The sequence below is a fragment of the Paraburkholderia caledonica genome (assembly GCF_000383275.1).
GTDB lineage: Bacteria > Pseudomonadota > Gammaproteobacteria > Burkholderiales > Burkholderiaceae > Paraburkholderia > Paraburkholderia caledonica.
Genome location: NZ_KB911035.1, coordinates 432532 through 456871, shown reverse-complemented (window position 1 = coordinate 456871; position 24340 = coordinate 432532). Strand labels below are relative to the sequence as shown.

Annotated in this window: 19 protein-coding genes; 7 read left to right on the top strand and 12 right to left on the bottom strand. The window is 61.9% G+C overall.

Annotation, left to right across the window (positions count from 1 at the left end):
- Positions 1–82: 82 nt before the first annotated feature.
- Positions 83–334 carry a hypothetical protein gene (locus H281_RS0108200; RefSeq protein WP_020066610.1) on the bottom strand — a complete coding sequence of 84 codons (252 nt, stop codon included), beginning with the start codon at positions 332–334 and terminating at the stop codon, positions 83–85.
- Between the two features lie 149 nt (positions 335–483).
- Between H281_RS0108200 and H281_RS0108195 the strand changes: the two genes are divergently transcribed.
- A complete protein-coding gene (locus H281_RS0108195; protein ID WP_020066609.1) occupies positions 484–1008 on the top strand; it encodes a DUF6496 domain-containing protein in 525 nt (174 codons plus the stop codon).
- A 13-nt stretch (positions 1009–1021) separates the two neighbouring features.
- Here the strand turns inward: H281_RS0108195 and H281_RS0108190 are convergent, their stop codons facing one another.
- Positions 1022–2350 (bottom strand): aspartate aminotransferase family protein, encoded by a 1329-nt coding sequence (locus tag H281_RS0108190; protein WP_020066608.1) that lies wholly within the window; start codon positions 2348–2350, stop codon positions 1022–1024.
- Positions 2351–2651: 301 nt separating this feature from the next.
- On the opposite strand from H281_RS0108190, the gene H281_RS0108185 reads away from it, so the two are divergent.
- Positions 2652–4067, top strand: coding sequence for an aminotransferase-like domain-containing protein (locus tag H281_RS0108185; RefSeq protein WP_020066607.1), 1416 nt, complete (start codon positions 2652–2654; stop codon positions 4065–4067).
- A 40-nt stretch (positions 4068–4107) separates the two neighbouring features.
- Here the strand turns inward: H281_RS0108185 and H281_RS0108180 are convergent, their stop codons facing one another.
- Positions 4108–4734 (bottom strand): LysE family translocator, encoded by a 627-nt coding sequence (locus tag H281_RS0108180; RefSeq protein WP_020066606.1) that lies wholly within the window; start codon positions 4732–4734, stop codon positions 4108–4110.
- Positions 4735–4982: 248 nt separating this feature from the next.
- Entirely contained in the window at positions 4983–5915 is a 933-nt protein-coding gene (locus tag H281_RS0108175) for a LysR family transcriptional regulator (RefSeq protein ID WP_027804406.1), read from the bottom strand.
- Positions 5916–6197: 282 nt separating this feature from the next.
- Here H281_RS0108175 and H281_RS0108170 point away from each other — a divergent pair, with 282 nt between their 5' ends.
- The 3 genes from H281_RS0108170 (at position 6198) to H281_RS0108160 (ending at position 9540) form a co-directional block, all read left to right on the top strand.
- Complete coding sequence (locus tag H281_RS0108170; RefSeq protein ID WP_020066604.1) at positions 6198–7511, top strand: serine hydrolase domain-containing protein; 1314 nt, start codon at positions 6198–6200, stop codon at positions 7509–7511.
- A gap of 63 nt (positions 7512–7574) precedes the next feature.
- Positions 7575–8441 (top strand): NmrA family NAD(P)-binding protein, encoded by an 867-nt coding sequence (locus H281_RS0108165; RefSeq protein WP_020066603.1) that lies wholly within the window; start codon positions 7575–7577, stop codon positions 8439–8441.
- Positions 8442–8520: 79 nt separating this feature from the next.
- Positions 8521–9540, top strand: a complete 1020-nt coding sequence (locus H281_RS0108160) for an aldo/keto reductase (RefSeq protein WP_020066602.1) — start codon at positions 8521–8523, stop codon at positions 9538–9540.
- Between the two features lie 133 nt (positions 9541–9673).
- On the opposite strand, the gene H281_RS0108155 is transcribed toward H281_RS0108160, so the two are convergent.
- The 6 genes from H281_RS0108155 to H281_RS0108125 form a co-directional block, all read right to left on the bottom strand.
- Entirely contained in the window at positions 9674–10717 is a 1044-nt protein-coding gene (locus H281_RS0108155; protein WP_020066601.1) for an SDR family oxidoreductase, read from the bottom strand.
- Positions 10718–10854: 137 nt separating this feature from the next.
- Positions 10855–11826, bottom strand: coding sequence for an LLM class oxidoreductase (locus tag H281_RS0108150; RefSeq protein ID WP_020066600.1), 972 nt, complete (start codon positions 11824–11826; stop codon positions 10855–10857).
- A gap of 556 nt (positions 11827–12382) precedes the next feature.
- Entirely contained in the window at positions 12383–13744 is a 1362-nt protein-coding gene (gene dsdA, locus H281_RS0108140; RefSeq protein WP_020066598.1) for a D-serine ammonia-lyase, read from the bottom strand.
- A gap of 6 nt (positions 13745–13750) precedes the next feature.
- The gene (locus H281_RS0108135) at positions 13751–15292 is read right to left on the bottom strand and encodes an amidase (RefSeq protein ID WP_020066597.1); all 1542 of its coding nucleotides are present in this window, start codon (positions 15290–15292) and stop codon (positions 13751–13753) included.
- Between the two features lie 89 nt (positions 15293–15381).
- On the bottom strand, positions 15382–16308 hold the full coding sequence (locus H281_RS0108130; RefSeq protein ID WP_027804403.1) for a LysR family transcriptional regulator: 927 nt from the start codon (positions 16306–16308) through the stop codon (positions 15382–15384).
- Positions 16309–16369: 61 nt separating this feature from the next.
- Positions 16370–17608 (bottom strand): MFS transporter, encoded by a 1239-nt coding sequence (locus tag H281_RS0108125; protein ID WP_020066595.1) that lies wholly within the window; start codon positions 17606–17608, stop codon positions 16370–16372.
- Between the two features lie 329 nt (positions 17609–17937).
- On the opposite strand from H281_RS0108125, the gene H281_RS0108120 reads away from it, so the two are divergent.
- The gene (locus H281_RS0108120) at positions 17938–20871 is read left to right on the top strand and encodes a sensor domain-containing phosphodiesterase (protein ID WP_020066594.1); all 2934 of its coding nucleotides are present in this window, start codon (positions 17938–17940) and stop codon (positions 20869–20871) included.
- A gap of 108 nt (positions 20872–20979) precedes the next feature.
- On the opposite strand, the gene H281_RS0108115 is transcribed toward H281_RS0108120, so the two are convergent.
- Both H281_RS0108115 and H281_RS0108110 read right to left on the bottom strand, forming a co-directional pair.
- Positions 20980–22317 carry an MFS transporter gene (locus tag H281_RS0108115; RefSeq protein ID WP_020066593.1) on the bottom strand — a complete coding sequence of 446 codons (1338 nt, stop codon included), beginning with the start codon at positions 22315–22317 and terminating at the stop codon, positions 20980–20982.
- A 151-nt stretch (positions 22318–22468) separates the two neighbouring features.
- Entirely contained in the window at positions 22469–23386 is a 918-nt protein-coding gene (locus H281_RS0108110) for a LysR family transcriptional regulator (RefSeq protein WP_020066592.1), read from the bottom strand.
- A gap of 153 nt (positions 23387–23539) precedes the next feature.
- Here H281_RS0108110 and H281_RS0108105 point away from each other — a divergent pair, with 153 nt between their 5' ends.
- A complete protein-coding gene (locus H281_RS0108105) occupies positions 23540–24304 on the top strand; it encodes an SDR family NAD(P)-dependent oxidoreductase (RefSeq protein ID WP_020066591.1) in 765 nt (254 codons plus the stop codon).
- Positions 24305–24340: the final 36 nt, after the last annotated feature.

Sequence of the window (24340 nt, the reverse complement as noted above, 5' to 3'; positions counted from 1 at the left end):
ATCCATGCCGGCGTCGATGAGGCGTGGATGAGGCGCCGGGCCGCCGGCCGATCTTCCGGCCGACTCGCTTGAGCCGAAGGCGCTATTCCTCGGCGTCGTGCTCGGCCACGAAGCGCCTCAGATACGCCAGCACCGCTGCCTCGGCCGCGCGATGATCCGCGGTACTCTTTGAGCCGGCGTTCTCTTCGTCGCCGAACAGCGACGAAGGCGCGTCGTGCACGTCGATTTCCTGCCCCTCGCGGAAGATGCGAATCTCGTGGACGTCTTCCGCGTATTCGGCAATCCAATGCACGCCTTCAATATGCGCACCCGCGCGCACGGTGGGGATCTTCATGGATGTCTCCCGTTCGAGCCGGTCAAGTGCCAACTCTTGATGACACCATACGCCGTCGACGTGAACGGCGCGAGTCCCGGCAGCTTGAATGACGACCCCGGCACACGCATTGCTCAGCGATGAGAGCCACATTCAACCGGAGAACCGTCATGCCCGAAAAGAAAACCGTGAAGCGTGCCGAAGCCGACAAACGCGCCGGCAAGTCAGCAAGCACGCAAGCAGGAGAGTTCGTCAAGGAGCAGGTGGACAAGGTGCGCGCCGGCAAGCACGGCGTGAGGTCGCCGAAGCAGGCGATCGCCATTGGCCTCTCGGAAGCGCGTCGCGCGGGCGTGGATCTGAAGGCGCCGAAGAAAGGCGCCGCAAGCGAGGCCACGCGCAAGAAAGCCGAGAAGGACAGCGCTGCGGGGCAGAAGAAGAGCACCGCTAAAAAGACGGCCAGCAAGGAGTCGACGGCGAAGCGCTCACGCGCCTCCACCAATGCGCTGAAGCGCGAGAGCAAGGCAGGCGCATCGCCTTCGGCGATGTCGAAGCAGGCAAAGTCCGCCGCAGCGAAGCGTCCGGCGGCGAGCCGCTCGGCGGCCGCCAAGAAGGCTGCTGCGACCAAGGGTGCAGCCGGTCGTTCGGCGGCGGCCAAGAAGGCGGCTCAGACGCGCGCGGCTCGCGCGCATCATTGAGCCGGGGTGGACCTTACTGCACGGTGGCCAGTACGTCGCCGACAGTCTTGAAGATGTGCGCGATCTGCTCTTCGTTGATAATGAGCGGCGGCGAGAACGCAAGAATGTCGCCGGTGAAGCGCACCAGCACGCCCGCTTCGAAGCATTTGACGAATGCTTCGTAAGCGCGTGCGCCGGGCGCGCCGTCGCGCGGTTCGAGTTCGATGCCCGCAATCATCCCAAGGTTGCGGATGTCTTTCACGTGCTTCGCGCCGCGCAGCGAGTGAGCGGCGGCTTCGAACGTCGGCGCAAGCGACGCGGCGCGCTCGAAGAGTCCTTCGCGGCGATAGAGGTCGAGCGTAGCGATAGCCGCGGCGACGGCCGCCGGGTGCGCCGAATACGTGTAGCCGTGGAATAGCTCGATCGCGCCTTGCGCGCCCGCGTTGACGATCGTGTCGTGCACCGTGCGGCTTGCCGCAACCGCGCCCATCGGAATCGACGCGTTGTTGATCGCCTTGGCCATTGTGATGAGGTCCGGCGTCACGCCGAAATATTCACTTGCCGTGGCCTTGCCGACGCGGCCGAAGCCGGTGATCACTTCGTCGAAAATCAGCAGGATGCCGTGCTTCGTGCAGATTTCGCGCAGCTTCTGCAGATAGCCTTGCGGCGGAATCAGCACGCCCGTCGATCCGGCGACCGGTTCCACGATCACCGCGGCAATCGTCGACGCGTCGTGCAGCGTGACGATGCGCTCCAGTTCCTCTGCGAGATGCGCGCCCCAAGCCGGCTGGCCCTTCGAGAATGCGTTGTGTTCCAGGTTGTGCGTGTGCGGCAGGTGATCGACCGCCGGCAGCAACGCGCCGGAGAAAGTCTTGCGATTAGGCGCGATGCCGCCGACCGAAATGCCGCCGAAACCCACGCCGTGATACCCGCGCTCGCGGCCGATCAGGCGCGTGCGCTGCCCTTCGCCGCGCGAGCGGTGGTAGGCGAGCGCGATCTTCAGCGCGGTGTCGACCGATTCGGAACCCGAGTTCGTGAAGAAGATGCGGTCGAGGCCCTCGGGCATCAGCTCGGCGACCTTCGTGGCCGCTTCGAACGCGAGCGGATGGCCCATCTGGAACGTCGGCGCGAAGTCGAGCGTGGAGAGTTGCTGCGTAATCGCGGCAACGATCTCGTCGCGGCTGTGTCCCGCGTTGACGCACCATAGACCCGCGCAGCCGTCGAGCACTTCGCGGCCGTCCGTGCTGCGGTAATACATGCCTTTCGCCGATTCCAGCAGGCGCGGCGCGGCCTTGAACTGGCGGTTGGCGGTGAAGGGCATCCAGAAAGACGACAGATCGTCGATGACGGGGCGCGAAGTCATGGGTTCTCCTCGAAGTGGTTTCCCGATAGGGACTTCCGTTGGGGCGCCCCTGACGCATTTCCGTCGAGGCACCCCGAGGGCACTTCCCGTGGGCATAGCCAAAACTGTAGCGTTCGCGGTTTAATGGCGGCATAAACAGTTGACGCAGTGTCGCGCTAACTGTGTTGGTGGATTCGCGGTAACTGTGTCGACCGTATCGCGTGGATCGAGCGCGGATCTAGCGTGGAACGGCAGGCAGCCGCGCGCCGTTTCCGCAACATTCATTTAGGGCCGTTCGCCGGCCGCCTTTTTCGTCCTGACCATGATCGAATTGAACCTCGAGCGCGACCGGCGCGCCGCTCCGACCCTGGTCGAACAGGTAGTGCAAGGCTTCGCCCGGGCGATCGAGGCTCAATCGTTACGCGCGGGCGCGTTACTGCCTTCCGTCCGGCAACTGGCCCAAAGTCACGAACTCAGTACGTTCACGGTGACGGAAGCGTACAACCGTCTCGTGTCGATGGGGCTCGTGGTCGCGCGGCGCGGCTCCGGGTATCGCGTGGCGGCGCGCCCGTCGTCCGCGCGGCCTGCGGTGACCGACTGGCAGCCGCCGAGCCTCACCGCGACCTGGCTCCTGTCCGACGTGTTCGCCGATCATTCGGTGCCGATCAAGGCGGGCGGCGGCTGGCTGCCGAACGAGTGGATCAACGAAACGGGTCTGCAGCACGCGCTGCGTGCGATGAGCCGCGTGCCTGCGGCGCGGCTCGGCGATTACGGTCATCCATACGGGTTCGCGCCGTTGCGCGAGCGCATCGCGGAGCAGCTCGACCGGCGCGGCTTGCCGGTCGACGTGTCGAACGTGTTGCTCACGCAAGGCGCGACGCAGGGGCTCGACCTGATCGTGCGTACCTTGCTGCGCGCGGGAGATTCGGTGATCGTCGAAGATCCGGGTTATTGCAACCTGCTGCAGATTCTCAAGCTGGCGGGACTGGTCGTGCATGGCGTGCCGCGCACGCCCGCCGGTGTCGATACCGATGTACTCGAAACGCTCGTCGCGCAGCACAAGCCCAAGGCCATTTTCGTCAACACGACGCTGCAGAACCCGACCGGCGCGACCTTCGGCATGTCGGCCGCGTTTCGCTTGCTGCAGATCGCGGAGCGTCAGCGCATGTGGGTGATCGAGGACGACGTGAGCCGCGAGCTGGCGCCGTCCGGTGCGCCGCTTTTCGCCGCAATGGAAGGCTTGCAGCGGGTGCTGTATGTCAGCGGTTTTTCGAAGACGGTAACGCCGGGACTGCGCTGCGGCTATGTGGTCGCGGAGCGCGCGGTGTTGCGTGAGCTGGCGCGCACGAAGATGGCGGTGGGGCTGACGTCGTCGGAAGCGATCGAGCGGATCGTGGACAAAGTGCTGCTCGAAGGGCGCTACGCGCGCCACGTGGAAGCCGTGAACGAGCGGCTGAAGCTCGCGCACGCAACCGTCGAGGAGCGGCTGGATTCGCTCGGGCTCGAAGTGTTTCATCGCCCGCGCGCAGGGCTTTTCTTATGGGCGCGTTTGCCGATCGACGCCGCGCGCGCCGGCGACGTGGCGACCGCCGCGCTCACGCACGGCATCTGGCTTGCGCCCGGCTCCTACTTCCGTCCCGACGACGCGCCGAGCGCATGGTTCCGCTTCAACGCCCCGTATTCAACCGACGACGCGTTGTGGCGCTTCATCGAGCAGGTTGGGCGTGGCGTGATCTAGCCGCACGCAGGTGCCCGGATGAAAAGGGTGCCCCACGCGCTCACGCGCGGATGGTGTCGATCAGCTTCAGTGCGATCGGATAGAGCGAGCAGACCAGCAGCAGCGCCATTGCGATATTGAAGACGCGCAGGCGCTTCGGGTCGGACAGCACGCGGCGCATTGCGGTGCCGAAACCGGCCCACAGGCAGATGCACGGAAAGCCGATCACATAGAACAGCGCCGCCATTGCTATCGCGTTCATGCTGTAGCTCTCGCTCAGATGGATCGTGGTGGCGGCGGTCAATACCATCATCCATGCCTTCGGATTGACCCACTGGAAAGCGATGGCTTCATAGAATTTCATTGGCCTGCGCTCGCCCTGCTTTACTTTCAATTCGCCGGACGTGCCGATTTTCCACGCGAGGTAAAGCAGGTACGCGACGCTCGCGACTTCGAGCACCGTGTAGAGCACCGGGAACTGAATGAAGGCTTCGCCGAGACCGATGCCCACCGACAGCATCAACAGCACCACGCCGGCGCTAATACCCGACAGATGCGGCAACGTGCGGCGAAAACCGAAGTTGACGCCCGAAGCCAGCAGCATGGTGTTGTTCGGACCTGGCGTGATTGTAGTGACGAGCGCGAACAGGATGCCGGCTGGCAGCGCGCTGAGCGTGAAGTAAGACATGGCGGACTCCAAAGACTGGCAGAGGACTTTGGAGCATTCTAGCGAGCGTTGCCGGTACAGTACCTGTACGGATTTAAAGATGGTGTCCGGTACAGACGCCTGCACACTGTTCGGACCGCGCGTGACTACGGAAAAACGACGCGATCTACTTCCGGCCAGAACTGGACGTTCGTAACCGGATCATGGCAGACGGCAACCCATATTTAACTGGCCATTCGATATTGCCTCGCCAGTTTGCCGAAACAGCACTAGCGCGTGCCGGCGCGCTCGTGATTGCCTGTCAGTTCCACCACGAAGTCAAGAAAAGCACGGGTCTTTGCCGGCACGTGGTGCCGGGATGCGTAGTAGACGTATAACGGATACCGTTCGTCTACCCACTCGGGAAAGAGATTGACCAACCGGCCGTCGGCAATCAGGGGCTCGGCACCGAACAGCAACATCTGCGCAATCCCGGAACCGGCGAGACAGGCGTTGAGCAAGGCACCCGGATCGTTGACCGTGAGTCGTCCCTGAGTGTCGACCACAATGCGTTTCCGCTTGCGATGAAATTCCCACTGGAACGGCTTGCCTGTCTCCGGGTTGCGGAATTCGAGGCATCTGTGGCTTCGACCTTGCAGGTCCTCGGGTTTTGCCGGCCGTCCCCAGCGAGCAACGTACGAGGGCGCTGCGACCGTCACGATGCGGGTGTCGAGCAGCTTTCTCGCGATCAGGGTGGACGCCTTGGGTTCGCCGAATCGCACGGCGAGGTCGAAGCCGTCCATGACGAGGTCGCCAAGACTGTCTCGCGCGATGAACTCGATTTCGAGTTCGGGGTGTGCGTCCATGAACGCATCGAGTTGTTGCCCGAGAATGGTCCGGTAGACGACAGGATCCAGATTGATTCTCAGCTTTCCACGCACAGCGGACGCGCCGCCTGCCGCAGCGGCCGCTGCTTCCTCAAGTCCGGCGAGATGGGGCATGACCTGCTCGTAAAAGCGGCGGCCCTCTTCAGTCAGGGAGACGGAGCGCGTTGTCCGGCTGAAGAGCCGGATGTTCAACCTTTTTTCCAGCCGCGCAATCGCCCGACTGACGCCCGGCGGCGTCATTCCTATTACCTCCGACGCGGCCACAAACGTTCCCGCATCCACTACGGCGGCGAACACGCTAATGCTGCCGGAAAGCTTCTCGCTACTGGATCTCATGGTTGCTCGAGTTAATACGTTTGGCGGAGCGCAATCGACCGCGTGAAATCGAACGCTGCGCCGCGCAGCAGTGGACGTGTCCGTTGATCATGCCAAATCGGTGACGCTCTGTCACTTATCTGATGACATCCATGTCATTTTGTTTCTTTAAGTGCTTGGCCAGAATACGTCTCACCGAAACATCCGCTGGACGCTTCAACGGAAACCGCTCGCGGCGCGCGTTTTCGCCCATCACTGAAGCACTGCAATGCCGCGATTCATTCATTCGGGAAGAAACGGAAAATGGCAGTTCAAACAGATCGTCGTCGTCTTCTGAAGGGTGCGTCGAGCCTGCTGGCTCTTGCGACACTTGGTGGCGTCGCAAGCCGCGACGCGCGAGCAGTATCGCCGCGCGCGAGTGGCGACGCCGCGCTGGCCCGTCACCCGGCCTACCGTTCGATCGATCAATGCCTGCAGAGGGCAGTCAACGACGGCGCGGTTGCCGGTGTTGTCGCCATGGGCGCAACCGACCGCGGACTGGTTTACGAGGGAGCATGTGGCCGGGCGAACGCCCGCACTGGCGAGGCCATTAGTCCCGACACAGTCTTCTGGCTCCTGTCGATGACAAAGGCGATTACCGCGACCGCGTGTATGCAACTCATCGAGCAGGGCAGACTGCGGCTGGATCAACCTGCGGGCGAAATCCTGCCGCAATTGAAGTCGCCTCAAATCCTCGATGGATTCGACGTCTCCGGGCAACCCAAGCTGCGTCCCGCGCGCAATGCGATCACGGTGCGCCATCTCCTCACGCATACCTCCGGATTTACATACAGCATCTGGAGCGACAAGCTCAGCCGGTACGAGACGGTGACGGGCATGCCGGACATCGGCTATTCGATGAACGGTGCATTCGCGGCGCCGCTCGAGTTCGAGCCGGGCGAGCGCTGGGAGTACGGCATCAGCATGGACTGGGTCGGCAAGCTGGTCGAGGCCGTGACCGATCAGTCGCTGGAAGTCTACTTCCGTGAGCACATCTTCGATCCGCTGAGCATGCGCAACACGGGGTTTCTCATCGGTAGCGAGCAGAAGCAGCGCGTCGCCACCATGCACAGGCGTCAGGCGGACGGCTCACTCGCGCCTGAGCCGTTCGAAACCAACCAGCGCCCCGAATTTTTCATGGGCGGAGGCGGACTCTTCAGCACGCCGCGCGACTACATGGCGTTCCTGCAGATGCTGTTGAACGGCGGCACGTATCGCGGCGAACGCGTGCTACGCGCCGACACCGTCGCGACGATGTTCCGCAATCACATTGGCGATCTGCAGGTCGCGGAAATGAGGACGGCGCAGCCGTCGTGGTCGAACAGCTTCGATCAGTTTCCTGGCACCGCGCACAAGTGGGGGCTGTCGTTCGACATCAATACAGAGCAAGGACCCCACGGACGAAGCGCAGGCAGTGTGAGCTGGGCCGGATTGTTGAACACCTACTTCTGGGTGGATCCGGTCAAGCGGGTCGCCGGATCGCTCTTTACGCAAATGCTGCCCTTCTACGATGCGCGCGTAGTGGACCTCTACGGACAGTTCGAGAAGGCGTTTTACGACGGTTTGCGTCGCGCCTGAGCGACTGACCGTCGGCACATTCACCCTGCGTCAACCGATATATCCACACATGGAGAACGAGCAATGTATGCAATCACAGGAATCACCGGCAAGGTGGGCGGCGCAGTGGCCCGCGAACTGCTGGCTGCTGGTCAGCCGCTCCGCGCAGTCGTGCGCGATGCGACGCGGGCAGAGGCGTGGGCAGAGCGAGGTTGCGAGATCGCGACGGCTTTCATGGAAGACCCTTCGTCGCTCGCTGCCGCGTTCGAAGGCGCGACGGGCGTTTTCATCCTGCCGCCTTCGGAGTTCGATCCGGAGCCCGGGTTTCCTGAAGCGCGCACAGTGATAGAGGCTGTGTGCGCAGCACTCCTGAAGGCGCGGCCCGACAAGGTCGTTTGCCTCTCGACGATCGGCGCACAGGCCGACGAGGGCAACCTGCTCACTCAACGCACGCTGATGGAGCAGGCGCTGCGCGAGATGCCGATGCCCGTGACGTTCCTGCGGCCTGGCTGGTTCATGGAGAACGCCGCGTGGGATGTTGCGTCTGCAAGCGACGATGGCGTCATTGCCAGTTACCTGCAGCCGCTCGACAAGCCTGTGCCGATGGTCGCCACCGCGGACGTGGGCCGCGTTGCTGCCGAACTGCTTCAGCAGACGTGGCGCGGTGTGCGCGTCGTCGAGCTTGAGGGTCCGCGCCGGGCGAGTCCTAACGATATCGCAGCGGCTTTCGCCACTGTGTTGAGTCGTCCTGTACGTGCGGAAGCCGTCGAAAGGCAGACGTGGGAAGCGCTGTTCCGCACGCAGGGCATGAAACATCCTCTACCTCGCATGCGCATGCTGGACGGCTTCAACGAAGGCTGGATCGATTTCGAAAGCAGTTCTGACGAAATCTTGCGCGGCCACGTCGAACTGGAGACCGTTCTGGGCGAGCTTGTGTCGCGTCGCACCTGACCAGAGCCGATAGCCCGATGCGGACTCAGGGTCTTACTTTACCGATACATCAGGATTTCGTTCAAACCAGGAATACACGATGGAATACAGCATGCTTGGCAGAACTGGGCTACGGGTTTCGCGGCTGAGCCTGGGCGCAATGACTTTTGGAGCTGGCTCGGGCATCTGGGGCAGTATTGCCGGCTTGAACAGCGATCAGGCCGCCCGGCTCGTCGCAATGGCCGTGGAACGCGGCGTCAACCTGATCGACACGGCGGACGCCTACTCGCAGGGTCGCTCAGAAGAGGTCGTGGGCCATGTCCTGAAAGCGCTGGGCCTGGACGAAGATCGAATGCTCGTCGCGACCAAGGTTCGGCTACGCACCGGCACCGGCCAGAACGAAGTAGGATTGGGCCGCTCACACATCATGCGCTCGGTCGAGACAAGCCTGAAGAGACTCGGTCGCGATCACATCGACCTGTTCCAGTTGCATGACCGTGACGCGCTGGTTCCGCTCGACGAGACGCTTCGCGTGCTCGACGACCTCGTCACCCAGGGCAAGGTCCGCCATATTGGCGTGTGCAATTTCAGTGCAGGCGATCTCGAGCGGGCCGTCGGCATAACGTCCCGTACCGATCGAGCTCATGTCGTCAGCAATCAGGTGCACTACTCGCTGACGAGCCGCGATATCGAACACGAAATCATGCCGGTTGCAGCGACAAACAGAATCGGCCTTTTTGTCTGGAGCCCGCTCGCAGGTGGCTACCTGAGCGGCAAGTACTCGCAGAATGGGGGAGCGGCCGGGCGGCGTGCCAAACTCGATTTTCCGCCGGTCGATACAGTCAGGGCGGAGCCGATCCTCGCAGTATTGCGTGAAGTCGCCCGCGAACTGGCGGCCACGCCGGCTCAAGTCTCATTAGGCTGGTTGCTTGCGCGCGAGCAGATCACTTCTGTCATCGTCGGAGCCCGCACGTGTGAGCAACTCGCAGCTAATCTCGATGCACAGAATCTCGCATTAACCTCCGAACAGTGCGCGCGGCTCGATAAAGTATCTGAACCATCAGTGCCGTTCCCCTACTGGATGCAACGCTTCCATGACCGGGATCGCGTCGTCGGATGAGTGGCGGGGCGTCGGGAGTCTTGCCTGCGCGAGGCGGTTGAATGGGGAAAGTCTGCGGCACTGTCACGCCACTACTCTCGTCCTGATCGACACGCGGCAGAGTAGGCCACGTACCACCGGACACACAGCACAATCAAGGAATGTAGCGTTGCTCCCTGAGTTCGGTCAGCATCTCGATATACATCTCCTCCGAATCGATGCAATCATGGAAGCCATGTTTGCGCGCCTTTATCGTGCTAGAGATGTTGTCAAAGGTCGTTTTGAAAATCATGTCGCCAAACTTCCACGACACGATCTGGTCGTACGGGTAGTCTCGAAGGTTGTGCTTCTCGACCAGACTGTTCCACAGCTCTGCCTTGTCGGTCATCATCTGTTGTAACAACATGGGGAACGGCTCACCGGCCGACACATCGAAAAACTCCGCCAGACGCGGCCAGACGCGAGACCATCTGAAGTAATCGCCATTCGTGATGTTGTAAATCTCGCCTCGGCATGCGTCGGTCTCGCCCACCCAATCGACGGCGCTCGCGAGAATTCGAGTATCGGTAATCTGGTAGAGCGCGTCGTAAGCGGCGCGGGGGCCGGGAAAAGACATTGGAACGCTCAGGGCCTTCGCTAACGTTCCATAGACTGCAATCACCATCAGCAGATTCATGGGATTGCCCACGGCAACCCCTGCAACACCCTCGGGACGCAATGCAGTCCAGGACCATGATTTGCCGACTGAACGTTCCCGAAGGAAATCCTCCTGGTCGTAATAGAAGTTCGGTGGCATATGGCGCGGATCGCTCTCCTTCGCGGGCGACGGAATCGGGCCAATATGCACGCCGTATGCCTTGCCTCCCTGCATCAGCGTGACGTGCTGCAGGTTCGGCGCGTGCTTCTCCATAACCTCAACCATGTTCTTCAGCATCCGCAGATTCACCTCGACCAGTTCCGCAGGCGTCGGCTTCTCCTGGTAGGCTGCGAACACGAGATGCGTCGCTTCCGGTACTTGTGCAAGTAGCGCCTCGCAGGACTCCCTGTCCAGCAGGTCGACCGCCAAATGCCTGGCGCGCGTCGGGAAATCAGGTGCGCGTCGGGAAACGGCGACCAGGCCGACGCCCCTGGGTTCATAGTGTGCGAGTACTCCGCGTCCGATAACTCCGACCGCGCCTGCTACGACCACTGTTTTCATGTTCGTCTGCTCTCCAGAGATTCGTCAATTGAATGCCGCGCGAGAGTATCGCGGTTCGCATCCTGGCCTTCTTCGGTCAGGTCTCGACCACCTGAGCGTGGGCTTCCCCGTGCGGTGCTTTCCAGCACCATGCCGGCTCATGCCGACATCACGAAGTCAGGCAGAACGAACTGACCGAGTTCCTCAATGACATCACCCGCGGAGCGTTGGCCGTATTTCAAATTGATGATCACATGGTTGACGCCGACCTCCTCCTGCAAGCTGTGCAGCAGCGCGGTCAGGTGATATCGCCCCAGTTGATAGCCCAGGTGGATCGGCCGTGGTGGTGTCTGCGGGTTATCTGTCAGGTCGATGTATAGCGACTGAGTGAAGGGTTTGAACTGTTCACCACATTCGGCACGAACCGCCGTGCGCCAGCGCTCGACAATCAGCTGCTGAGCCTTCGGTGCACGCGGATAGGTGATCCAGCCATGACTGTAGCGGGCGATCCACTCAAGTGTCTGGCGGCTATGGCCAGTGACGAAGAAAGGAATTTCCGCCGTGGTCGGCTTGGGAATCAGGTCTGCCCCCTCAAGCCTGCCGCCGGGCCAGGTTAAAGGCACAAAACTGGTGAGCTGAACCTCGCGAAACACCTTGAGGTATTCGCGGAACAGGCTGCCGCGTTGCTCCGGGTCGACACCGAATGCTGGAAACTCTACTGGACGGTCACCGGAAGCCACGCCGAGCAGCAGGCGGCCACCACTGAGCTGATCGACACTGGTTGCGGCCTTGGCTGTGTGTAGGGGATTGCGGATTGGCAGGATGACCGACGCGGTACCCAGCGCAATCGAGCGAGTGTGTGCCGTCATAAAACCCAGGTAGACCCAGGGATCGAAGACCTGGCCCGAGTCACCGAAGCTGGGATCGCGTAACGGCACGTCGCGAAACCAGAGGGCAGAGAAACCCAGCTTTTCGGCACGTTGGGCCAAGCTCACCTGGTCCAACATACTCGGCGTATCGCCGGTGAAGGCTTCGAGGGGGAAGAAAAGACCCAGGCTCAGGCGGCCTTGGCGGTAGGTGCGCTGAAAGCCAGGTTGTTGCTGATAGGGAATGGAATTCGGAGTAAACATGCTCTGGCAAATAGACGATTTCGGCGAGCTAACGCCACCAGATCAGGACACCTTGTCGAGCAGCGAGCACCAAATCCCAGGCGGTAGGCATGGTGGCCTCTTTGAGGTACAGGCAATTCGGGCGAAATTGCCCCTTGCGAATGCGGTGCATCAACTCAATGCCCGCTACGGTGGTGACCGCGTTCCCCTTCGTGTCCTCAGGCAGCAGGCCCTCGGCCTTCATCTGCGGCCTTACGAAAAAATGCTTTGGTTATCTTTACGTCACGCTTTGCACGAATACTTGCACCACAACCCTTCGGGCGACGGGATTAAGTCTAAGGGGAGAGGGCCGGCGTTTCTTTCCAGTTTCTGTCAAAACGTGTCGAAATCTTGCTTCATCGCGACTTGTCTGAAGTACTGAACCGATAAGAGGGACGGTCTTCGCGGGAGCACTGCACGATGTCGTTCACGACGCTGTCTAGCCGACGCTTCGCGTGCGGTCGTGAGTGAGCAGCATTTCGAAACAACTGTGGACGCGCATGGAGGTGGCGGCGCCGGAAACCGCGCCGCCAGATGTCTACGCGCCGTACAACGCGGCGCGGCCGGTTTGCAGATAAGCCGACATCTCAACCTCCGGCACCATGCCGCCGCCCGTCGCCCAGATGACGTGTGTCGCATTGCGCATGGCTGCGTCGTCGAGAGCCATGCGCGCGCGATAGCCCTGAGCTTCTTTCAATACCCGCGCGAAACCCGGCGCGCCCGCAAGCGCGGACGGCTCCAGCCGAATGGCCTGAGTGTCCGCCATCAGTGCGAGAAGGGCGTACAACTCGCGGTCGTCGATCGTGTAGTAGCCGTCGATCATCCGCTGCATCGCGCGGCCGACGAAGCCCGACGGGCGACCGACCGCGAGTCCGTCTGCCGCCGTCAGGTTGTCGATACCGAAGTCTTGTACCGCGAGCTTCTCGTGCAAACCGGTGAGCACGCCCATCAACATGCATGGCGAGTGCGTCGGCTCCGCGAAGACGCAATGCACCGCATCGCCGAATGCGAGCTTCAGGCCAAATGCGACGCCGCCTGGACCGCCGCCGACGCCACATGGCAAATAGACGAAAAGCGGATGCCCGCCATCGACAGGCACGTTTGCGGCATCGAACTGGCGTTTGAGGCGTTCGCCCGCGACTGCGTAACCGAGAAACAGCGTGGTCGAATTCTCATCGTCGACGAAGTGGCACAGCGGATCGTTCGACGCGAGACGCCGGCCGCTCTCGATCGCTTCGCCGTAGTCGCCCGCATATTCGATGACTGTTACGCCGTGCGCGCGCAGGCGGTCTTTCTTCCATTGACGTGCGTCGGCGGACATGTGCACGGTAGTTGTGAAGCCGAGCGTCGCGCTCGCGATGCCGATCGACATGCCCAGGTTACCCGTCGAGCCTACCGCGATGCTGTGCTTGCGAAAGAGCGCGCGGCACGCGTCGGTGGCGAGCACGCGGTAATCGTCGCCTTCATTCAGCAGGCCGTGGCGTATCGCGAGTTGCTCAGCATGAAAGAGCACTTCGTAGATGCCGCCGCGCGCCTTGATCGAACCGGAAACGGGCAGATGACTATCCTGCTTGAGTAGCAGGCGACGAGGTGTCTCGACCTCGTAGCGCCGGCTCAATGCGTCCGCGAACAAGGGCACTTCGGTCAACGGCGATTCGATGATGCCGCCCGCTTCGCGCACATCGTCGAAGGTCTGCGCGAGCAGCGGCGCGAATCGTTGCAGGCGTGCGCTCGCATCGGCGACATCGGATGCATCGAGCGGAATGTCGTCAATCGCATCGACCAGCGGCGCGACAGCCGGGTTGAACCATTCGACGGGCTGAAGCTCCATGAGAGGTCGCAAGAGCGGATAGTCGCGAAGCCACGCGTCGAGCGGCTTCCCATAAATGGAATCGATCATGTTCGGTCAGACGGCGGACGTCGAAGAGGAAGCGGAATTGTTCGAAGGAGCCACGGCATCGAACACGGGCGGGTGTGTGACGATGGACTTGAGATCGACATTGGATGTGCGCAGTTTCGCGGCATCCGGTATCGGACGGCGCGTTTCATCGGACGACGCGAAGAGCGTTTCGAATGCGCGCGCTGCATCGAGCAACGTGAGATCGCCGCGGAACGCACCAATCATCTGAAGCCCGAACGGCATGCCGCGATGATCGACACCGCATGGCAACGACAAGGCCGGGTTTGTCGCGAGCGTCACCACATAGGTCAACGCAAGCCAACGATAGTAGTTTTCCAGTTCGACGCCGTTCACGGACTTCAGATACGGCTGCGTCCAGGGGAACGGCGACACGGGCGTGGTCGGCGACAGTATCAGGTCGTAGCGGTCGAACAGCGTCTGGAATTGGCGGAACAGCCGCGTTTGATCTGCGTGCGCGCGCACGCAATCGGCGAGTCCCATGCCGATGCCCATTTCGTAGTTCGCACGCGGATTCGGCCCGAGCAGTTCAGGATTGGTTTCGTAGGCCTTTTGCAGGCCCGCAACGAAAGCTTCCGCGCGCAGCACGTCGAAGCAGCGATGCGCGCCTTCGAAATCGACTTCGACCGGCTCGCAAACGGCGACATGGCCGCGCAGGAATTCGATCTTGCGGCGGAACACGGCGCGGATCTCATCATCGACCTCACAGACGCCGAAGTCTTCGGTGTAGCCGATACGCAGCTTCGACAGGTCGGTGAGCGCGCGGCCGTCCATCGTGGGCGCCATTGTGAACGGATAGCCGAGCGGATCGCTGTCCGATTGCCCGACCGTCGCCGCGAGTTGCAGCCACGTGTCTTCGACGTTGCGTCCCATCGGCCCGACAACAGCAATCGGTGTCCAGCCCAGCGGCTTGCGGTCGCTCGGCACGAGTCCTGGCGATGTGCGCAATCCGACCACACCGCACTTCGCAGCGGGAATGCGCAACGAGCCGCCCGTGTCGGATCCGCTTGCAAGCGGCACCATGTCGAGTGCAAGCGCAGCCGCCGATCCGCCCGACGATCCGCCGGCGTTCAGGCGCGGATCGAACGGGTTGCCTGTTGCGCCCCAAACGGGATTGAAACTGTTCGCGCCAGCGCCCAATTCGGGCACATTCGTCTTGCCGACGACGATCGCGCCCGCCGCGCGCAAACGTCGTACGAGCGTGTTGTCGCGTGCGGGCACGTTCGCCCGATACAGCGGCGAGCCGTACGTCGTCAGAATGCCTTCGGTCTCTTCGAGATCCTTGATGGCGATCGGCAGGCCGTGCAGCGGCCCCAGCGTGGCGCTACGCGCGAACGCGGCATCGGCGGCGCGCGCTTCGAGGCGAGCGCGCTCGAAGCTCGTTGCGGTGATCGCGTTGACATACGGATTGAGCGCTTCTATGCGCGCAATGCAGGCATCCAGCAATTCAACGGCGGAGATTTCGCGCGCCTGCAAGAGCGCACGCAGCGCGACGGCGCTATGACGCGTGAGTTCGTGACGGTCGGTCATCGAGCGATCCTTTGGCAATGATACAAAGAGTGCGCTCAATGTAGACGACGAGAAATTGAGCGGCTAGTGATGTTTATCGAACGCTGACTTCACTTTTGGACAACGCTCGCCGGCGGCGTTAGTTCATCGCTCAAGCGCTCGACGAACGACTGCAGAAGCGGCGGCAATTCACGCCGCGCGAGCGTTTGGATTTCGATGGCGCGTTCGCTCGTCGCGAACTCGGGCACAGGCAACGCGACCAGTTCCCCCGTCGCGAGACGCGGACGCACGAAGAGTTCGCCGCTGAACGTTACCGCGTCGCTTGCGAGCGTGAAGCCGAGCAGCGTTTCTAGCGTCGCGCTGCTCAGCACGCTCTTGCAAGCTACGCCTTCGCGGCTGCAATAGATATCGATGAGCGTATGCAGCGTCGAATGAGCGCCGGGCAACGCGAGCGGATAGGCAAGCAATTCGCGAAACGAAACCTGCGGCGATGACGCGAGCGGATGCGACGCCGCAACGATCGCGAACATGGGCGAAGGCGCTGAGAACGCGACATGAATGTCCTTAGCGGGACCGAAGCTGAAGGTCAGGCCGACATCGGCTCCGGCTTCGCGGACGCGCTGAGTGACGCCCGCGGCGGTATCCACCACGACTTCGAACGATGCGGGCGCGACGGTGCGGCGGAAATCGGCCATTGCGCGCGGCAGGAAAGCTGCCGCGAAACCTTCGGTGCATGCAATGCGAATCCTGCGGGCCGCGTCGCCGCGAAGCGCGTCGATTTCGAGCGAAATCTGTTCAGCGTCCAGTTGCGAGCGCCGCGCATAGGCTGCGAGCATTTCTCCTGCTTTGCTCGGCACCATGCCGCGAGATTGCCGCACAAAGAGCGGCATACCGAGTTCGCCTTCGAGCCGCGTGATCTGCCGGCTCACCGCCGACGGCACGACGTTCAGCCGATGCGCGGCGTCGGCAATGGACCCGGTATTGACGACTTCGAGAAAGTAACGGACAGCGGCTTCCTGAAGAATGCGGGCGTTCATGCTGGATCGATGTAGTGACGCGTAGTCCGCATCATAGCGCCCGCGCACTGCGATCATGCAATCAGGCTTCTTCAGCGGTTCCCAGACGGCGCGCATCGTTTTCGCTTGCGAGCCCAATCGACAGGCTCGTGACCGCCGCGAGCGCCGTTGCCGCGATCAGGAAGCCGAACACGGCGTTGTAGTTGCCCGTCATGGACACGAGCAGCCCAATGACAGCCGGCGCGACGAAACCCGCCACCTGTCCGCCGAAGTTCACCATGCCTGCGCCCGTACCGATCAACTTCTGTGGGAGGAACTTCGTGGGCAGCGCGAAGACACCCGCGAATACGAAGGACTTGAAGAAATACACGATCGATTGATATGCGATCACGCCGGTCACGGTTTCAGCCGTATACATCTCGTAGAGGAAAAAGCCGGAGATCACGCAGCACGCGGCCATCAGCCATTTCTCGCGGCCATCGAACCAGCGCGTGAGAATCCATCCGCCGAGCGCCGTCGAAATGCTCGCGGCGACGAAGGGCAGCGGGGTCAACATGCCGACCGCTTTCAGATCGAGATGACGCTCGGTCAGCAGATACGCGGGCATCCACGCATCCAGACCTTTGTTGACGATGCCCATGCCGAACCACGTGAGCAGGATCTTCCACATCAGCGGCATCTTGAGGAGCGCGCGCGTCGCCGCACCGTCGATGCGTGTGGCGCGGCCCGACGCATCGCGCTTCTGATGCGTGTCCTTGACGGCGAACAGGTAGAACAGCGCGAACACGACGCCGGCAATGCCCGCCACGACGAACGCGTGACGCCATCCCAGGTACAGAATGAGAGGCGCGATCGCAAGCGGGGCGATAAAGCTGCCCACGTAGTTCGACGACATCAGCAATGCGGACATTTTCGGCCGATCGGCGCGCGCGCACGATTCGGTGACGCCTTTCACGGCGGCGCCGGGATAACCGCCTTCGCCGAGACCAAAGATAAAGCGGATCGCGATCAGCGAGGCCAGCGACCATGCGAGACCCGTCATCAGCGTGAACAGCGACCAGAATGCCACCGATACGACGATGACCTTTTTGCTGCCCCAGCGATCCGCGATCCAGCCGCCGGGTATCTGCATCGCGGCGTAGCTGATATAGAAGGTGCTCATGACGACGCCGAGCGCCGCCGATCCAACGTTGAATTCCTTGCCGATGGCGACGAGCGACAGCGCAATCGCCGCGCGGTCTATGTACGAAATGCAGTAGCCGAGATAGAGCAGTGCGAATACCGCGATACTGGCGCGCCTGCTTTTATTGGGGTCGATCATCGTGAGAGTCTGTCTGAGAGGAAAGATCGGGCCCGCTCCGGCTGTACCGAGCGCTCCCACTGCGACTAGTCGGACTGATGCTAGGTAGCCACAAATGCATGGGCAAGTGACATATTCCGAACGCTTGCTTTCCGAAAAATCACGCATCGCGCATTGATCGGGCACGGGAATGACAGCCATCTAAATGGGCCGGAAACGGGTTGGGATAAAGTATCGAGGCCTTGATGCCGTTATCAGATAGCGGGTAGGCAAATTACAAAAGGCACGCGGACCGGGGCCGGTCGCTACCTGATTTAATGCATGCAGAATGAGAGATGCATGGAGCGTTGATGAATATTGTTTCCGGGCACCGACGCGACTGGGAAAAAGGTCAGAGCGATAACCAGACCACCGATGTCGCAAATCCAGAGGCGGAGCTGACTACGTCGGTAACGACGGCAGCGCGGGTCGATACACTGCTTCAAGCCTTCCGCGATCGGATGCGCGGGCGGGACTGGGCATGGTATCGCGCGGGAGACAAGCTGCGCCTTGCGGCATATTCCGGGGCCGAAACGGTCTGGCCCGAGGCCCTCGCGAACGACGCGTTAGTCCCGTTTTGCGAGTCGCAAGCATTACATTGCTGGCCGACCGGAACCGGCGACAAAGCGCTGGGCTGGCTGCTCGCGCCGCTAAAGGACGCGAACGACGAAGCGCTCGCGGCGTTCGCCAACACATTGGGACTGCAACTGCTTGGCGACGCGCTCGTGCGCGCGCAACACACGCAGCGCGTGCTCCACGAAATCGCGTACCTGGCCAGTTCGACCGGCGAGCGTTCCGCGTTCCTGCATGCCGTTCACCGGCAACTGGCCACGATAATCGATGCAGAGAACTTCTATCTCGCGCTGTATGAACCGGAAAGCAGACGTATCACGTATCCGTATTACGTGGATGTGATCGACGTCGACGCACTCGAATCCGAAAGCTATGACATGCTCGATCCGGATCGTTTGTCGCTGACCGCACAGGTCCTGACGACCGGACAGCCGTTGTTGATCGACGCCGCCGGAATTCAGGAGGCGGAAGCGGCAGGCCGCTTCGTTTGCGTTGGAGATCGCCCCGAATTCTGGATGGGCGCGCCGTTGAAGAACGCATCGGACGAAGTATTCGGCATGATCGCCATGCAGGTCTATGACGTATCGCGCATATACAGCGCCGACGACCGGGCGCTGTTTCTCGTGGTCGCGCGTCATGTGGCAATGGCGCTCGACCGCATTCTTCACCGGGCGAACCTCGAAAATATCGTAGCGCGCCGGACATCGGAACTCTCGGAACTGAACGACGCACTCCGGCAGGAAGTGGCCGAGCGAAAACGCGCGGAACATCTGCAAAGTGCGCTTTTCAGTATCGCGGAGTTGTCGAGCGCGTCGGGGGACATGGTCGAGTTCTTCCGCAGTTTGCATCGCATCCTGGGCGAGCTTCTGTACGTGCACAACTTCTATATCGCACTGTATGACGAGGCGACAGCAACGGTTTCTTTCCCCTATTACGTCGATGAACTGGTTGACGAGCAGCCGGCTCCGAGGCGCTATAAACGCGGCTTCACGGAATACGTTATTGCACAGCGTCGACCGTGTCTTTTCAATCGTACCGATGCGGAGCGCCTGATCCGCGACGGCAAGGTCGAACTCGACCACGACCACCTGAATCTGCGTTCGTGGCTAGGTGTGCCGCTTTTCGAAGCGGGTAAGGTGCGAGGCATGCTCGCGGTGCAGAGCTATTCGACCGACGTACAGTACACGCCCCGTGACCAGGAGTTGCTGACGTTCGTCTCGCGTCACATCGATACGGCATTGTCGCGACGAAGCGCCGCCGATGCACTGTATGCCGCGAACCTCGAACTGGAAGCGCGCGTGCAGGAGCGCACTCGCGAACTGGATAGGGCCAACGCGCAACTGTTGCATGAGAACTTTCATGACTCGTTAACCGGGCTGCCCAATCGCAGTCATCTTCTCGAGCGGCTCGGCGCGGAATGGATCCGGCATCTGGATTCCGGAAGACGGTTGGTCGTGATGTTCCTCGATCTGGACCGCTTCAAGGTAGTGAACGACAGTCTCGGCCATCATTTCGGCGATCAACTGCTGGTGTCGGCGGCGAAACGGCTGCGCGACTGCCTGAGCAGAACCGATATGCTCGCGCGTCTCGGGGGAGACGAGTTTGCGATCCTTTCACCCGAAGCGTCGCTCGAAGCGGCAGTCACCATCGCCGAGCGGATATTGTCGGTGTTCGACCTGCCGTTTCATATCGACGATCACGTCGTTTTCTCGTCATGCAGCATTGGGATCGTGACCGCCGAGCATGAATTCCATAGGGAACCGGCCGACCTCTTGCGCGACGCCGACACGGCGATGTATCGCGCGAAAAACGGTGGCCGCGATAGTTACGTGGTGTTCAATCAGGAGTTGCGCCATGAGGTCTCGGACCGGATGCGGCGCGAAGGCGCGCTACGAAATGCGCTTAAACGCGACGACGAACTGATCCCGTTCTTCCAGCCGATCATCTGCACGATCACAGGCCGTCTGACCTCGCTCGAAGCATTGGTACGTTGGCGGCAGCAAGATGGCCGCCTGCTCGCGCCGGGAGAATTCCTGCCGGCGATGGAAGGACTGCGGCTGATTGGCCGGCTCGATCTGTACATGCTCAATTGCGTCGCGGCAATTCTCGCGCAGCCTGCGCATGCCGGCTGGCCTCCCGTCCATGTCAACTGTTCGAGCTACAGCATGACGCGCGCGGAGTTCGCCGGCGACGTGCTCGCGCTGCTGCAACAGCACGGCGTCGCACCGTCGCGCGTGCGTCTGGAACTGACTGAAGGCGCGTTGATCGCGGAGCCGGAAGTCGCCCGGCAGACGATGCAGCATCTGATCGACAACGGCGTGTCGGTGGTGCTCGACGACTTCGGCACCGGCTTTTCATCGCTCAGCTATGTGCATCAGTATCACTTCAGTGCGCTGAAAGTCGACAAATCGTTCATCGTCGGCTTGACGTCGAGTCCGCGCACGCGCGCCATCGTCCGGGCGATCGTGCGGATGGCGGAATCGCTCGGTCTGGGCGTGGTGGCTGAAGGTGTCGAAGATGCGGTTGCTCTGGCTGCGTTGCGGGACATCGGCGCAACCGAGGCGCAAGGTTACTACATCGGCCGACCCATGCCGCTCGCCGAACTGGCCGAGGCATTGAGCGCGGGCAAGGCGAGGCAATGGCTCGTACCCGCTGAGCAGCAGGTCAGCTAACCGCGCCGCAATGAGCCTTTCCGATACGTTGCCATGACGCGTGATGTCACGGCGCACGTCGGCTACGAACGGGCCATTGCCCGCGGCGGCAGCGTATTTATTGCGTCTTCAATGCGTCGACTCGAGATGCGCGTTAACGTGTTCCCGTCGCCCCGCTGCATAGCCGAACCACGCAGACACGACGCAGATACCCGCGCACAAAGCAGCGAGACTGTAAAGCGAGCCGGTTGCATGGAGCAGCGATCCGGCGATGAACGGCCCACACGACGCGATCAGATAGCCGATGCCCTGAGCCATGCTGGAGAGTTGCGCGGCCACGTGCGAATCGTACGAGCGCAAGCCGATGACGGTGAGCGCGAGCGTGAACGCCGCGCCTTGCGAGGCGCCGAGAAGCAGCGCCCAGATCCACATGGTTGACGCAGGCGCGAAGAAACAGCCCATCAGACCCACGCCAGTCGACAGTAACGCCCCCACATTCACCGCGCGCTGATCGCGCAGTCGCGTCAGCAGAAACGGCAGCAGTAGCGACGACGCGGCCTGCGTGACCACGCTGAGCGACAGCATGAAGCCGGCATCGACCGCACTCATGCCACGCGTGCGAAGCACCGTCGGCAGCCAGCCGAACACGATATACGCCAGCGACGATTGCAAACCCATGAACAGCGTGACCTTCCACGCGAGCGGATCTCGCCACAATCCGCGAACGACTTGCGCGTGTCTTCCTGCGTGGGTCGACTTCTTCGGCAGACGCACGCCCCAAACCAGCGTGGCCAACGCGACGGGCAACGCCCACAGCGCCAGTGCCCATGCCCAGGAGTTGCCGCTCGCGCCGCCCAGCAGGTATTCGATCGCATGGGCCGCGGGGACCGTCCCGGCCGCCGCCGCGGCGGCGCCGACGCACATTGCCGCGCTGTAGACTCCAGTCATCAGTGGAACGTGGTGCGGGAAGTCGCGCTTCACTACGCCCGGCAACAACACATTCATCAAGCCGATGGCGAAGCAGGCCACAATCTGGCCGAGATACAACGCCTCCCACACAGGAAAGACGCGCAATGCAGTACCCAGCGTGAGCAGCAACAGCAGTGCGAGCAATGCACGTTCACTGCCGAGGCGCCGCGCGAGTAGCGGCGCGAGCGGTCCGAAGAGACCGAAGCATAGTGACGGCAATGTCGTCAGCACGCTCGCGCCCGTGCGCGAAAGGTTGGTGGCCCGCACTGCTTCGAGCAGGATCGGACCCACGCTCGTGATCGGCGTGCGCAGCGAAAAAGCGATCAAAGCGAGGCTCGCCGCGAGAGCGATGCTGCGAGCGCGCGAATCGTGAGGCTCGTCCGGATTGTGCGGATTGTGCGAATTGTGCGGTGCAATGGCGCCTGCGACCGGGCGTGCGATCTTGCCGCGGTCGGCCGCCGTGGGCTCAGCATTAGCAGACGTTTTGGGGACTTTCATCGATCACTGTGTTTTATACGGGTCGGTCGAAGCGACCCTTCTTCGTCTTGCATTGTATTCGGCGAAAGCTATGTCGAGCCCGGATGCGTCGTTGCACCCATTCAATGATGAACGTCTGTCCGGTTAGCCCACATGAAAACACTGCAGCAGATCACTTCGGCCATCGCCACGACGGATCGGAAAGATGTTCTGCGAAGTAATCGGACAGCGCGCTCACCTTTGCGGGTCGGGCGCGCGCCGACGGCGTGACGAAGTAAAGGCCGCCTTTCGTCAAAGACCAATCGGTGAGGATAGCTTCCAGGCGGCCATCGGCCAGATATTCGCCGGCGATGAACTCGGGCAACTCCGCAATCGCCAGACCATCGAGCAGCGTGGGCAACAGGGCGTCGGAGTTCGTCACGCGCAGTGGACCGATCGGCATGATCGGTTCCTCCTCGCCCGCGTCGTTCGTGAAGCGCCACACATCGCTGCGTGCGCGATACGCATACGAAAGGCAGGGGCGGTCCACCAGTTCGCGCGGATGCATAGGTCGTCCCTCACGCTTCAGATAGTCCGGTGACGCGACTACGTATTGCGTTACCGCGCATATCCGTCGCGCCACCAGCGACGAATCGGGCAGTGCGGCGATGCGCAGCGCGGCGTCGAAGCCGTCAGCAACCAGGTCGACCGGCGCATCGGACAGATGCAGGTCGATCGACACCTCCGGATAAGCGCGAAAAAATGCCGGCAGGAGCGGCGCGACCCAGCGCAGCCCGAACGACATCGGCACCGCTAGACGCACGAGCCCGCGCGGCTGCACCGACATCTCGCGGGCGGCGCTTTCGGCTTCCTCGGCCTGCCGGTAAATCTGGCCCGCTTTCTCGCAGATTGTCCGGCCGAACTCGGTGAGCGCCAGTTGACGCGATGTGCGATTGAAAAGCCGCGCGCCCAGCCGGTCTTCCAGGCGCGCGACGCCGCGCGACACCGTCGCCACCGAAACGCCCACTGCGCGGGCTGCGGCCGCGAACGATCCTTCCTCAGCGACCTTCGCGAACATCGCCAGTCCCTCGAAATCAGGCAGTTTCGCCATCTCGCCTCATCATTTCATTTTTGCAACGTTAGATTGCAATCAATTCTATTTCGAAAAGACGGTCGCGTCGATATTCTCCTTACATCGCAGCACAAACACCCGACGTAGTTTCCCGACGTAGTCATCCACTTATCGAATTGAAGGAGAAACACCATGGCACGCAAACTCGACAACAAGATCGCACTGGTCACCGGCGCAACGAGCGGCATCGGCCTCGCCACTGCTCAACGTTTTGCAGCAGAAGGCGCGCACGTCTACATCACCGGTCGCCGTCAGACCGAACTCGACGCCGCAGTGAAGGGAATTCGCGAAGCCGGCGGCAACGTGACCGGCGTGCGCGTCGATTCTGCGAAGCTCGATGAACTCGACGCGCTGTACGCGCAGATCAAGCAGGAGAAGGGGCGTCTCGACGTGCTGTTCGCCAATGCTGGTGGCGGTTCAATGCTGCCGCTGGGCAGCATCACCGAAGAACAGTTCGACGACACCTTCGACCGCAACGTGAAGGGCGTGCTGTTCACCGTGCAAAAAGCGCTGCCGCTGCTCGCACAAGGTGCGTCGGTGATCCTCACGGGTTCGACGGCTGGCAGTTCGGGCACGGCTGCATTCAGCGTCTATTCAGCTTCGAAGGCCGCGGTGCGCGCCTTTGCACGCAGCTGGATTCTCGATCTCAAGGACCGCGGCATCCGCGTCAATACGCTCAGCCCCGGCGCAACCCGCACCCCTGGCCTGCTCGACCTCGCCGGTCCGGATGCGGCGCAGCAACAAGGCTTGGCCGATTACCTGGCCGCCCAGATCCCGATGGGCCGCCTCGGCGAGCCTGGCGAGATCGCGAGTGCGGCACTGTTCCTCGCCTCCGACGACGCGAGCTTCGTGAACGGCGCCGAGCTGTTCGTCGACGGCGGCCAGCAGCAGGTCTAAGCGTTCCTTGAGCACGCGAGGGCGCGTCTGGTGCAG